This window comes from Nocardia sp. NPDC050408 (assembly GCF_044458905.1).
Taxonomy (GTDB): domain Bacteria; phylum Actinomycetota; class Actinomycetes; order Mycobacteriales; family Mycobacteriaceae; genus Nocardia.
In genome coordinates, this window is sequence record NZ_JBITIL010000009.1 from 203,045 (window position 1) to 215,738 (window position 12,694).

15 protein-coding genes are annotated in these 12,694 nt (G+C 66.4%); 14 read left to right on the forward strand and 1 reads right to left on the reverse strand.

All coding sequences use genetic code 11. The features are described 5' to 3' along the window. The first annotated feature begins 60 nt into the window (after positions 1-60). The 12 genes from ACIBJI_RS25795 (at position 61) to ACIBJI_RS25850 (ending at position 9,270) form a co-directional block, all read left to right on the forward strand. Complete coding sequence (locus ACIBJI_RS25795; RefSeq protein WP_364345591.1) at positions 61-555, forward strand: YbhB/YbcL family Raf kinase inhibitor-like protein; 495 nt, start codon at positions 61-63, stop codon at positions 553-555. Between the two features lie 129 nt (positions 556-684). Further along, complete coding sequence (locus tag ACIBJI_RS25800; protein WP_364345593.1) at positions 685-1,005, forward strand: hypothetical protein; 321 nt, start codon at positions 685-687, stop codon at positions 1,003-1,005. A gap of 353 nt (positions 1,006-1,358) precedes the next feature. Next, a complete protein-coding gene (locus ACIBJI_RS25805) occupies positions 1,359-1,634 on the forward strand; it encodes a hypothetical protein (protein WP_364345595.1) in 276 nt (91 codons plus the stop codon). A gap of 36 nt (positions 1,635-1,670) precedes the next feature. After that, positions 1,671-2,492: a CoA-transferase gene (locus ACIBJI_RS25810; protein ID WP_364345597.1), complete on the forward strand. Its 822-nt coding sequence runs from the start codon at positions 1,671-1,673 to the stop codon at positions 2,490-2,492. Then, positions 2,489-3,271 carry a CoA-transferase subunit beta gene (locus ACIBJI_RS25815; protein ID WP_364345599.1) on the forward strand — a complete coding sequence of 261 codons (783 nt, stop codon included), beginning with the start codon at positions 2,489-2,491 and terminating at the stop codon, positions 3,269-3,271. The genes ACIBJI_RS25810 and ACIBJI_RS25815 overlap by 4 nt, the downstream gene beginning before the upstream one ends. Beyond that, positions 3,268-4,449, forward strand: coding sequence for a thiolase family protein (locus tag ACIBJI_RS25820; protein ID WP_364345601.1), 1,182 nt, complete (start codon positions 3,268-3,270; stop codon positions 4,447-4,449). Before ACIBJI_RS25815 ends, ACIBJI_RS25820 begins: the two co-directional genes overlap by 4 nt. Beyond that, complete coding sequence (pcaH, locus tag ACIBJI_RS25825; protein ID WP_364345603.1) at positions 4,446-5,168, forward strand: protocatechuate 3,4-dioxygenase subunit beta; 723 nt, start codon at positions 4,446-4,448, stop codon at positions 5,166-5,168. The genes ACIBJI_RS25820 and pcaH overlap by 4 nt, the downstream gene beginning before the upstream one ends. Beyond that, positions 5,161-5,703: a protocatechuate 3,4-dioxygenase subunit alpha gene (pcaG, locus tag ACIBJI_RS25830; protein WP_364345605.1), complete on the forward strand. Its 543-nt coding sequence runs from the start codon at positions 5,161-5,163 to the stop codon at positions 5,701-5,703. Before pcaH ends, pcaG begins: the two co-directional genes overlap by 8 nt. Beyond that, positions 5,696-7,048 (forward strand): 3-carboxy-cis,cis-muconate cycloisomerase, encoded by a 1,353-nt coding sequence (gene pcaB, locus ACIBJI_RS25835; RefSeq protein WP_364345607.1) that lies wholly within the window; start codon positions 5,696-5,698, stop codon positions 7,046-7,048. Before pcaG ends, pcaB begins: the two co-directional genes overlap by 8 nt. A gap of 230 nt (positions 7,049-7,278) precedes the next feature. Beyond that, positions 7,279-8,055, forward strand: a complete 777-nt coding sequence (pcaD, locus tag ACIBJI_RS25840) for a 3-oxoadipate enol-lactonase (protein ID WP_364345609.1) — start codon at positions 7,279-7,281, stop codon at positions 8,053-8,055. Beyond that, the gene (gene pcaC, locus ACIBJI_RS25845; protein ID WP_364345611.1) at positions 8,052-8,438 is read left to right on the forward strand and encodes a 4-carboxymuconolactone decarboxylase; all 387 of its coding nucleotides are present in this window, start codon (positions 8,052-8,054) and stop codon (positions 8,436-8,438) included. The genes pcaD and pcaC overlap by 4 nt, the downstream gene beginning before the upstream one ends. A 22-nt stretch (positions 8,439-8,460) precedes the next feature. Next, entirely contained in the window at positions 8,461-9,270 is an 810-nt protein-coding gene (locus tag ACIBJI_RS25850; RefSeq protein WP_364345613.1) for an IclR family transcriptional regulator C-terminal domain-containing protein, read from the forward strand. Here ACIBJI_RS25850 and ACIBJI_RS25855 read toward each other — a convergent pair. Then, positions 9,254-10,174 (reverse strand): LysR family transcriptional regulator, encoded by a 921-nt coding sequence (locus ACIBJI_RS25855; protein WP_364345615.1) that lies wholly within the window; start codon positions 10,172-10,174, stop codon positions 9,254-9,256. The genes ACIBJI_RS25850 and ACIBJI_RS25855 overlap by 17 nt on opposite strands. Before the next feature lie 124 nt (positions 10,175-10,298). Here ACIBJI_RS25855 and ACIBJI_RS25860 point away from each other — a divergent pair, with 124 nt between their 5' ends. Together ACIBJI_RS25860 and ACIBJI_RS25865 are read left to right on the forward strand one after the other, a co-directional pair. After that, entirely contained in the window at positions 10,299-11,519 is a 1,221-nt protein-coding gene (locus ACIBJI_RS25860; protein ID WP_364345617.1) for an aromatic acid/H+ symport family MFS transporter, read from the forward strand. Beyond that, on the forward strand, positions 11,516-12,691 hold the full coding sequence (locus tag ACIBJI_RS25865) for a 4-hydroxybenzoate 3-monooxygenase (protein ID WP_364345619.1): 1,176 nt from the start codon (positions 11,516-11,518) through the stop codon (positions 12,689-12,691). Before ACIBJI_RS25860 ends, ACIBJI_RS25865 begins: the two co-directional genes overlap by 4 nt. Positions 12,692-12,694: the final 3 nt, after the last annotated feature.

A 12,694-nucleotide genomic window follows, 5' to 3' on the forward strand; every position in this document is an offset into this window, starting at 1 on the left:
GCGCGGACCTCGGCTCTCCGGGCGCTTCGAACCAGCAAGCCCGTCGAGCGGAGGAAAACGATGCCGAATCCCACCAGCCACCAGAACGACGTGCGACGGACGCCGGTGCGCGCGGAGCTGCACAGTGCCGCATTCACCGACCACTCGACAATTCCGGACCGCTACTCCTACGACGGCGGCAATGTCGCTCCGCCGCTCGAGTGGAGCGGTATCCCCGGTGACGCCGCGGAGATCGTCCTGCTGTGCGAGGACGAGGACGCGCCGGGCGGGCCGTTCACCCATTGGCTGCTGACCGGCATCGCGCCGACCGCAACCAGTATCCGGGCGGAGGCGCCACCGCCCAGGGCCGTCGCGGGTCCCAATGACTTCGGTGAAGTCGGCTGGAGCGGTCCGCGACCACCGGTCGGCGACCAGGCGCACCGGTACTTCTTCCGGCTATACGCCTTGGACCGATCGGCCGGATTCACCAAGGACACCACGGCCGACGTGGTCCGGCAGGCCATCACGAACCACGTCATCGCGAGCGGCACCCTGGTCGGCCTCTTCGCCGCCTGATCGGCCCGCGCAGCCCTACGCCGCGATCGCCTCGGCGCGCAGGCGCGAATAGTCCTCGCGCGACAGCGGGGCCGCATCCGGTCTTCGAGCGAGATGCGGAATGTCTCGCGCGCGGAAGATGCGGCGGTCATGGCGCTGCCGAATGTGAAGGCACCGATGAGCGCAACGTTCTACTCGGGCAGCGCGACGACCCGAAGATGGTGGTGGGCATTCATCAGCGCCATGCAGATCACGCTCTCCAGCACGACCTGCACGATCGGTGAGGCGCGGCCTCCTGCTGCGCCTGCTCGGCCTCGAATGCCGGTGTTTCGTCCGCCCGGCGCGGCTCAGATAACCGGCGAACCGCACAACGACGCTGAGCAGGAACGGAATTCGCCAACCCCACGATTGCAACGCGCCATGGGGCAACAGCGCCTCCATCGGCAAAAAGCTGCGGCGGCGAGGGTTTGACCGGCCGGCACACCTTGCGGCCGTGCCGGTCACCGAGCACGAATGCGCCGAGCGGCCGAGCGACGCCAGGATCGCCACGGCATCGGCGCCGCAGTTCTTTCTCGGATCGAGGGACGTCAGTTGTGCGCCAACAGGCGCGCCCGATGCGCGCTCGTACGAACCCGGTGCGTTGACCGCGCCGCAGTCGGGGTCTCCGCGTTCACTGAACCACCTCGATTCGCTGGAGAAATGCCAGTTCGAAGCCGCTCCACCAATGCCATCGATCGATATATAGGACTTGAGTCACCTTGGGATTCGCCCTACGATGTTCGCATGACAACCAGTTGTACGGAATGCGCACAAAGAGAGGCGTGATGAAGGCGGCTACCGTGGCCGCGCCCGAGCGGATCGCGCGGCAGCCCGACTCGGGCTACCGCCGGGTGATGCCGTGGTGCGCATGCTCGGCGTCGGCCTACGCGGTTCGGATCTGGCCGTCCACCACGACCATCGAGAGGTCCCGAGCTGCCGTGGATCGTCGGCCGCGAAGTGCGATCGTGCCGAGCCGGGTGCCGCAGGCCAGTTCGCGCTCGGACGCCGATCGCGCCTGGATGCGGTCCACCCCGGGCAAATGCTGGATTCGGCTCGGGTGATCAGCGGCATTTCCACAATTTCGAATAAGGAGTGAGATGGCCAGGATTACCTCCTTGGCGGATGCGGTCGGCGAACTCGTTCGCGACGGCGATACGGTCGCGCTCGAAGGTTTCACGCATCTGATCCCGGTTGCCGCCGGGCAGGAGATCATTCGCCAGCGCAAGCGGGATCTGACGCTGGTGCGGATGACGCCGGATATCGTCTACGACCAGCTGATCGGGGCCGGTTGCGCCCGCAAGCTGATCTTTTCTTGGGGCGGTAACCCCGGCGTCGGCTCGCTGCACCGGTTCCGCGACGCGGTACAGCAGGCCTGGCCCGCGGCGGTGGAGATCGAGGAGCACAGCCACGCGGGGATGGCGAACCGCTATGTCGCGGGAGCGTCCGGATTGCCGTTCGCCGTGCTGCGCGGATACGTCGGCACCGATCTGCCGACGGTCACCGACACCATCAAACCGATCACCTGTCCGTTCACCGGTGAACAGCTGACGGCGGTTCCGGCGATAAATCCCGATGTCACGGTCATCCACGCCCAGCGTGCCGATCGTGCCGGAAATGTGCAGCTGTGGGGGCTACTTGGGGTGCAGAAGGAGGCACTGCTCGCCGCGCGCCGCAGCCTGGTCACGGTCGAGGAGATCGTCGACGAACTGACTCCGGTGCCCGGTGCGATCGTACTGCCCGCGTGGGCGGTGACCGCGGTCGCGCAGGTGCCCGGCGGCGCGCATCCGTCCTATGCGCAGGGCTATTCCGAACGGGACAACGACTATTACGCGGCCTGGGACGCGATCAGCCGAGACCGTGACAGCTTCACCCACTGGCTCGACGAGCACGTGCACACCGCCACCACGGAGACAGTATGACCATCGCCGAAACCCGCACCGCCACAATGGAAAAGGCATATACCGCAGACGAGATGATGACGATCGCCGCCGCCAGGGCACTCGAAGCGGGCAAGCGGTGCTTCGTCGGGATCGGGCTACCGTCGACGGCCGCCAATCTCGCACGCAATACCCATGCGCCCGATCTGGTCCTCATCTACGAATCCGGCACACTGGGTTCGAAACCGGATCGGCTGCCCGCTTCCATCGGTGACGGCGTGCTGGCCGAGACCGCCGACGCCGTGATCAGCGTGCCGGAGATCTTCAACTACTGGCTGCAGCCGGGTCGCATCGATGTCGGATTCCTCGGGGCAGCACAGCTGGATAAATACGGCAATATCAACACCACCGTCATCGGCGGTGACTACACCAATCCCAAGGTCCGACTGCCGGGAGCGGGTGGCGCGCCCGAGATCGCCGCCTCGTGTGGTGAAGTGTTCGTCGTCATGCGCCAGTCGCGCCGCTCCTTCGTCGACAAGGTCGACTTCATCACCTCCTTCGGGCACGGTCGCGGTAACGGCGAGCGCGCGCGACTCGGCCTGCGCGGCGCGGGTCCGACCCTGGTGATCACCGACCTCGCAGTGATGCGACCCGACGACACCGGCGAGTTGATCCTCGTCGCCGTTCATCCGGGAGTGAGCGTCGAGCAGGTCCGCGATGCCACCGGCTGGCAGCTGCGGGTCGCGGCGGATCTCGAGATCAGCGAACCCCCGACAGCCATGGAACTCACCACCCTGCGGGCATTGAAAGCTGCATCATGACCAGCGCATTTCTGTACGACGGTATTCGCACCCCGTTCGGCAAGTACGGCGGGGCGCTGAGCGGTATCCGGCCCGATGACCTCGCCGCCTCCGTGCTGAGATCGCTCGCCGACCGCAGCGATCTGGATCCCGCGACGGTGGACGAGATCGTCTTCGGGGCGGCCAACCAGGCGGGCGAGGATAATCGCAATGTGGCACGCATGGCAGCGCTGCTGGCGGATTGGCCCACCTCGGTACCCGGCACGACGGTGAACCGGCTGTGCGGGTCGAGTATGGACGCCGCGATGCAGGCCGCTCGGATGATCGAAACCGGCGATGCGGCAACGGTTGTCGTCGGCGGCGTCGAATCGATGAGCCGCGCGCCGATGGTTATGTCCAAGCCCGCCAAGGCATTTCCCGCTGGCAACGAAACACTGCACTCCACCACATTGGGTTGGCGGCTGGTGAATCCGGCGATGCCCGCGCGGTGGACGGTGTCCTTGGGCGAGAGCACCGAAATCCTCGCGGGCCGCTACGGAATCGAGCGCGCGGCGCAGGACGAATTCGCCGCGCGCAGCCATCAGCTCGCCGCGAAGGCCTGGGACAACGGCTTCTTCGACGATCATGTCGTTGCCGTCCCCGGCACCGATCTGGCCCGCGACGAGTCGCTGCGGCCGGAAACGACCGTCGAACGGTTGGCGGTGTTGAAACCGTCGTTCCGGCCGGATGGCACCGTCACCGCCGGAAATGCCTCACCGCTGAACGACGGCGCATCCGCCCTAATGCTCGGCGACGAACAACTGGCCGATCGACTCGGCCACGCACCCCTGGCGCGGATCGCGGGACGCGGTGCGGCCGGAGTCGATCCGGATGTCTTCGGCATCGGCCCGGTCGAAGCGGCGCGAATCGCCCTGCGGCGCGCGGGAATCGGCTGGGACGATCTCGGCGCAGTCGAATTGAACGAGGCCTTCGCCGCGCAATCGCTTGCCTGCCTTGCCGATTGGCCGGAACTGGATCCCGCCATCGTCAATGTCAACGGTGGCGCGATAGCGATCGGTCACCCGCTCGGCGCATCCGGGGGACGCGTCATCAACCAACTCGCCCGCGAAATGCGGCGTAGCGGCAGCCGGTGGGGACTTGCCGCATTATGTATCGGCGTCGGCCAGGGTCTGGCCGTTGTCCTGGAGGCGACATCATGAAAATCCGTGCGCTGCAAGGCTATCGAAGGGATCCGGCGGACACCCACCCGCCGCTGGACTCCCCGGACTACAAGTCGACCGCCCTGCGCCATCCGAAAGAGCCGCTGGTGCTGCTGCCACAGCGGCTGACCGAACTCACCGGTCCGGTACTCGGCGCGGACCGGATCGCCGAAACGGATAACGACCTGACCGCGCAACACCGGGCACAACCGCTCGGACAGCGCATTATCGTGCACGGCCGACTGCTCGACGGTGACGGCAAGCCGGTCCCGAACTCCCTGATCGAGATATGGCAGGCCAATGCCGGTGGCAGATACCGGCACGACCGGGGCGCGTGGGACTGCCCGCTGGATCCCAACTTCGACGGCGTCGGGCGCACTATTACCGATGCCGCGGGCCGCTACGAGTTCACCACAATCAAGCCCGGCGCTTATCCGTGGCGCAACCACCACAATGCCTGGCGGCCCGCACACATCCACTTTTCACTGTTCGGGCGCGCCTTCGCCCAACGGTTGGTCACCCAGATGTATTTTCCGGATGATCCGCTGTTCGCTCAGGACCCCATTTTCAACTCGGTGCCCGAGGCCGCTCGCCCACTGCTGATCAGCCGCTTCGATCTCGACCGCAGCGAACCCGAGCGGGCGCTGGCCTTCGAGTTCGACATCGTATTGCGCGGCCGCGATGGCACGCCTTTCGAGGACGACGAGGACGATGACTGATCTGCCCACCACGCCTTCGCAGACCGTCGGCCCCTACCTGCACATCGGACTCACATGGGACGACGGCCCCTACGCCGTACCGCTGGGAACACCGGGAGCCGGGTGGGTTCGGGGCCGAGTGCTCGACGGCGTCGGCGAGCCGCTCGATGACGCCATGGTCGAGATCTGGCAAGCCGACCCGGACGGGCATATCGCGCATCCGGATGACGGCCGCGGTGTCCGCGAAAACTTCCGCGGATTCGCACGCAGCGACACTCGAGCGGGCGAATTCGCGGTCTACACCGTTGTTCCCGGCGCGCTCGGCGATGGGCAGGCCCCGCATATCGACGTCTCGGTATTCGCCCGTGGTCTGCTGCATCGAGTGATCACCCGCATCTACTTCCCCGAGCACGCCGATCAGCACGCGAGCGATCCGGTGCTGACCGCGGTGCCACCGGAGCGGCGCGGCACCTTGATCGCCGCGAACGGTCCCGACGGCTATGTTTTCGATGTGTACCTCCAGGGTGAGCGCGAGACGGTGTTCTTCGATGTCTGACGGGTTGTTCGACGGTGTGCTCGCGGCCGGTCCGGTCGCGGCGCAGGTCGGCGACCGGGCGTGGGTGCAGGCCATGCTCCACTTCGAAGGCGCGCTGGCGGCCGCCTCAGCCGCCGCAGGAGCCATTCCACCCGAGGCCGCTGCCGCTATCGAAAGCTGTTGCGATGCAGATGATTACGATATCGCGGAGCTCGGCGCGCAGGCTGTCGGCATCGGTAATCCGGCCGGGCCGCTGGTGCGGGCACTCACCGCTCGTGTCGCGGGCGATGCGGCCGGATATGTACACCTCGGCGCGACCAGCCAGGACGTGGTCGATACCGCTGCCATGCTGGTGACGCGGCGGGCACTGACCGTGCTCGATGACGACCTGCGCACGTGCGCCGCCCGCCTGGCACACCTCGCCGAAATCCACGCCGACACCGTGCTGGCCGGGCGCAGCCTGCTCCAGCAGGGACCGCCGGTCACCTTTGGGCTGACCACGGCGGGCTGGCTCGGCGGTATCGGCGCGGCGCGCGATCGGCTCGACGACATCCGGCGGCATCGCTTGGCGGTGCAGTTCGGCGGGGCGGTCGGCACGCTCGCTTCCTTGGGCGACAACGGGATTGCCGTTCTGAGCGGACTCGCGCGCCACCTCGGACTGGCCGAACCGGCCTTACCATGGCATACCGAGCGCGGCCGCATCGCCGAGATCGCGGGGGCGCTCGGCCAGACCTGCGCGGCGGCGGCCAAGATCGCCCGCGATATCACTCTGCTAGCGCAGACCGAGGTCGCGGAGGTCTACGAGGAGGGCCCGGCGGGTACCGGCGGCTCCTCGACCATGCCGCATAAACGCAACCCGGTCGCCGCCGTCCTGGCCGCCGGATCCGCAGGGCAAGCACCAGGATTGGTTGCCGCACTGCTCGGCGCGGTCCCCCACGAACATCAGCGTGCGGCGGGCTCGTGGCATGCGGAATGGCGGCCGTACATCGAATTGCTGCGCACCACCGGTTCCGCGGTGCATTGGCTGCGAATCAGCCTCGAGCGACTTCGAGTCGAGCCACAGCGCATGCGCGCCAACCTCGACCTCACCGGCGGCCTGGCGCTCGCGGAAAACGTTGTGACCGAATTGGTTTCGACCTCGCACGGTGCGGTCGGCAGGCACACGGCAGGCGATGCCGTCGCGCAGTGCTGCCAGGCGGCCCTTACCGGCGAAGGCTCTCTCACTGATCTGCTCGCCGCCGATCCGGTGGTCGGGAAGTATCTGGACCGAGCTCGAATCGAGAGACTGCTCGACCCCACGCAGTACCTGGGGTCCACCCGCGAGTTCATCGAACGGGCACTCGCCGATTGGCGATCGCGGTCATGAGCAATCCAATCAACGGATGTGCCATACAGAACCCGAGCGCCAGGGAGGCGAAGGTATGACCGTGGTCGAGATGCACTGCCTAACGAACGGTCCCGATGACTGCGGACCGCTCGCACTCTGTGGCAGCCAGCTGATTCGGCAGGCGCAGTCGTGAGCGAGCGCAGCGAGCGAACAAACAACACAGCCGCCAAGGCGGTCACGACGGAGCCGAGCGCCAGCGAGGCGCAGTCGTGACCGCCGTCGAGGTGAACTGCGTCGTCGACGGTCCCGACGACGGCGAACCCGTCGTGCTGAGCGGATCACTCGGCAGCGACGTGCGGATGTGGAATCCACAGGTCACCACGCTCACCGCCGCCGGGTACCGGGTACTGCGCTACGACCACCGCGGACACGGCGCATCCCCGGTACCCCCCGGCCCGTACACGCTGACAGATCTGGGCTCCGATGTGATCGGGCTGCTCGACCGATTCGGCATCGGACGAGCGCATTTCGTCGGACTCTCACTCGGCGGCATGGTCGGCATGTGGCTCGGCGAGCACGCACCTGACCGCGTGCGCACGCTCACCCTGTGCTGCACCTCCGCCGAACTGGGCCCGCCCAGCGGTTGGGCCGAGCGTGCAACTTTGGTCAGGAGCCAAGGGACACAGGCGGTTTCACACACGGTCGTACAGCGCTGGTTCACCCCGCGATGGCGCGCGGACCATCCGGACCGCATCCACTATTACGAGGACATGGTCGCCGCCACCAACCCTGACGGTTACGCATCCTGTTGCGCGGCAATCGAAACGATGAATATCGCCGACCGGCTGTCATCGATCACCGCACCCAGCCTCGTAATCGCCGGTACCCAGGACGCGGCCACCCCACCGGAGCACGGACAGCGCATCGCGCGCGCGATCGCGCACGCCCGCCTCGAAATCGTCAGCCCAGGCGCACATCTGGCCAGCGCCGAGGCACCGGAGGCGATCAACGATCTGATTCTCGCTCACCTGAAGGAGAACGCATGACAGAACGAGCCGATAGCGGCATGGCGGTCCGGCGTGAAGTGCTCGGCGATGATCACGTCGATCGCGCCGTCGCCAGGACCACCGAATTCACCAGGCCGTTCCAGGAATACATCACCGAGTCGGTATGGGGTTCGATCTGGACCCGCGAGGGCCTGGACCGACGCACCCGCAGCTGCGTTACCCTTGCGGTGCTCACCGCCCTCGGGCGGCACGAGGAGATCGCGATGCATGTGCGCGCCGCGATCACCAACGGTCTCACCGCCGCCGAGATCGCCGAAGTACTGCTGCACACCGGCGCCTACGCCGGCGTGCCCGCCGCCAATGCGGCCTTCGCGATCGGGCAGCAGGTGCTGGCCGAACTCGGGGACGATACCGCCCTGTAGCGCCCTGTCGAGGAGGACGACGATGACGACCGGCGGTAACGACGACGACGGCCGGCGCGGCACCCATTATGTGCAGTCGCTCGAACGCGGCCTCGCGGTCATCAAGGCATTCGACGCCGAGAACCCGCAGCTGACGCTCTCCGATGTCGCGCGCCTCACCGGGCTCACTCGCGCCGCCGCACGCCGATTCTTGTTGACCCTCGCCGATCTCGGCTATGTCCGCACCGACGGCAAACGCTTCTCGCTCACCGCCAAGGTGCTCGAGCTGGGCTATTCGTATCTGTCGAGCATGAGCCTGTCCGAGGTGGCCCAACCGCACCTCGAACAGCTCTCCGCCGACGTGCACGAATCCAGCTCGGTATCGGTGCTCGACGGTCCTGATGTCGTCTACGTAGCCCGCGTCGCGGCATCCCGGATCATGACCGTCAGCATCAATATCGGCACCCGTTTCCCCGCCTATGCCACCTCCATGGGCCATGTCCTGCTGGCCGGACTCCCGGCGGCTGAACTCGACACCTACCTGGCGCGCACCGCACTGACCCGACTGACCGCCAACACCATCACCGATCAGGACACCTTGCGTTCCGACTTGGAAACGGTTCGCGCACAGGGCTTTTCCATCGTCGACCAGGAATTGGAGGAAGGTCTGCGGTCGGTCGCCGCCCCCATCCGGGACCGCTCGGGTGTGATCGCCGCGATCAATATTTCCACGCACGCCTCCCGCCGCAGCATCGAATCCATTCGGGCCGAACTGATTCCGCGCCTGCAAACGGCCGCCCGCCGAATCGAAGCGGATCTGACCGCCGCGAAACCGATTACGCGACTGGGCTGACCGACGGCAGATTCGCCAGCGCCGCCCGAACCACCTCGAGGAACCAGCCCTGAGCCGCCGTGCGACCAGGTGCGCGCCGGGTATAGGCCGCCACCTCCACTGGCTCGATCGGCCACGGCAGGGTGAATACCCGCACGGGATGGGTTCGCGCCAACGCATGCGCCACCCGTTCGGGGACGATGGCGACCAGCTCACTGTCCTGCACCACATAGGGCAGGGTGGCGAATCGAGTGACGCGCACGGCGACGCGATCTCCGAGATGGTGCTCGCGCAGCGCCTTGCGCGGACCGGAGTGGCCCGTCACGCCTTCGACGACGATATGCCGCTCACCATCCAGTTCGGCTTCGGTGGGTGCATCACCACGCAACCGAGGGTGATGCACCGCGACCAGCCCCGCATAGCCCTCGGTGAACAGTGGCGTCCGTGTCAGCCGAGTCGAGTCGAGTATCGGACTGGCCACCATCGCGTCGACCTCGCCGCGGGCGAGCCGGTCGGTTGCGGTATCCACATCGAACGCCTCTACCTGCAATGTGACCTGCGGTGCCCGCGCCGCGAGTTCCGCGAGCACCAACGGCAGCACCGTCACCTCGCCGAGATCGGACAGTCCGAGCCTGAAGCGGACCGGTCCGATCGGATCGAATTCGGTTGCGGCACCGAGTGTTTCATCGATGCCCGTGATGGCCGCGCGTAGCGGCGGATACAGCCGCTCGGCCTCCGCACTCGGCACGAGACCACCCGGACCGCGCACGAATAGTTCATCGCGCAGCCGCCGCCGCATCTTGCCGAGCCCGTAGCTGACCGTCGGCTGGGTGACCCCGAGCAGATCGGCGGCGGCGGTGACACTCCTGGTCTCGTAAAGCAGCACAAAGGTGCGCACCAGGTTCAGATCGAACTCGGATGCCATAGATCTCCTCTATGTGGATCGAGAAAAATATCAATTGGATTTCTGATTGCCGGTCATTCTAGCGTGAGAGCCATCACAATCAGGGCCCGCTATGACCGGCCCGAATCTGCAGAAACGAATCATCATGAACAAGCTGTCGCCGTGGCCGGCCGCGCTGTGCTGGCTCATCGTCCTGCTCGAGGGCTACGACCTGGTCGTGCTCGGCGCCGTCATCCCCACCCTGATCGAGCACCACCACATCGGATTCACCGCGGCCGGTGCGACTTTCGTCGCGACGATCTCGCTGGTCGGGGTCGCCATCGGCGCGGCGGGCGGGCCGCTGGCCGACCGGTACGGACGCCGCAAGGTCCTGCTCGCCTCGATCGCCTTGTTCTCGGCGTTCACCGCGGCCGTCCCGGCGGCCGGATCCGTCACCGTTTTCGGCATCTTCCGCTTGTTGGCCGGGATCGGGCTCGGTGCATGTCTGCCGACAGCGCTGACCTTCATTGCCGAGCAGGTGCCCGCCGCCCGCCGCGCCTTCGCCAGCACCATCACCATGACCGGTTATCACACCGGCGCGGTGATCAGCTCGCTCATCGCGCTGCAACTCGTTCCGCACTGGCAGCCGCTGTTCTACCTCGGCGGCATCGCCGGATTCCTGCTGCTGCCGCTGATCTGGGCCGAACTGCCCGAATCCGAGGCATATCTGGCCGCCCAGGCCACGCCCGAACGGGTCCGGCCGACCATCCTGCTGACACCACGCTATCTGCGGACGACGCTCGGGGTGTGGGTCGCTTCGTTCATGGGTCTGCTGCTGGTCTACGGACTCAACACCTGGCTGCCGAAGCTGATGCGCGACGCCGGATACAACATGTCGACCTCATTGACTCTATTGCTGGTGCTGAATATCGGTGCGGTCATCGGGTTGCTCGTCGCCGGGACCCTCGCGGACCGCCGCGGCACGAAACCGATTGTCCTCGTTTGGTTCGCGGCCGCCGCGGTACTGCTGGCGCTGCTGAGCATCAAGGTTTCCAGCACCGTGCTGCTCGATGCATTGGTCCTGGTCACCGGCATCTTCGTATTCTCGGCTCAGGTACTCGTCTACGCCTATGTCACGCAGGCATATCCGGCCGAGGTGCGGGCCACCGCACTCGGCCTCACCTCGGGTGTGGGTCGGCTCGGCGCGATCTTCGGTCCGACCATTACCGGCTGGCTCATCGTCGCCGGATCGGCATACCCGTGGGGTTTCTACTTTTTCGCCGCGGTAGCAGGTGTCGGCATGCTCGCGATGGCCACGGTAACCCGGCTGCGCATTCGATCGGTGGAACCCGCCACCCTCGACACTTCGAAGAGGTTCGCGCTATGACAAATACGCGCACCCAGGTCGCGATTGTCGGCGCGGGTCCGGCGGGTCTGCTGCTGTCACATCTGTTGCACCGCTGCGGAATCGACTCTGTCGTGATCGATATCCGCACGCACGAGGAGATCGCGACCACCATTCGCGCGGGCATCCTCGAGGCGGGTTCGGTGCGCATGCTGGTGGATTCCAACGTCTGCGATCGCGTGCTCACCGAAGGCGACCGACACGACGGTGTGGTGCTGCGCTTCGACGGTGACAACCACCGGATCGATTTCCGGGAACTGGTCGGCGAATCCGTGTGGCTGTATCCGCAGACCGAGGTATTCATCGACCTCGCCGACCGCCGCAAGACCGATGGTGGCGATGTCCGCTATGGCGTCCGGGATACCGCGGTCTCCACCGATCCTGCGGTAGTGACGTTCGCCGAGGCGGACGGCCGCCCGGCCCGACTGGAGGCCGATCTGATCGTCGGGGCCGATGGTTCACGTTCGATCTGCCGCCACGCCTTTCCGGATGGCCTGCGCACCGAATGGTTTCGGGAATATCCCTTCGCCTGGTTCGGCTTCCTCACCGAGGCGCCACAATCACATCCGGAGCTGATCTACGCGCGCTCCGAACAAGGTTTCGCCCTGGTCAGCCAGCGCACGTCGACGATGCAGCGGATGTATTTCCAATGCGCGCCCACCGAGCGCGCCGAAGACTGGGATGACGAGCGGATCTGGGCCGAAATGCGCAGCCGCGTCAATGGCAATGGTTTCGCACTGCAAGAGGGCCCGATCAGCGGAAAGACGGTGCTACCGTTCCGCTCGTTCGTCACCGCTCCGATGCGCCACGGCAGACTCCTACTGGCGGGCGATGCCGCCCACACCGTCCCGCCGACTGGCGCGAAAGGTTTGAATCTCGCACTCGCGGACGTACGCGTGCTGCACGAAGTCCTCGTCGACTACTTCGCCGGGGGTGGCGAGAAATCCTTGCGGCATTACACCGATCGCGCACTCGCGCGAGTGTGGAAGGCACAGCACTTCTCCTACTGGGTGACGACCCTCCTGCACTCGATCGACGGCGCGTCACCCTTCGACATCGAGCGCCAACACGGGGAACTCGCGATGCTCACCGGATCCCACCGCGGCGCGGCATACTTCGCTGAGGGGTACACCGGAAGCTGGGGCCCGTCGTAGACA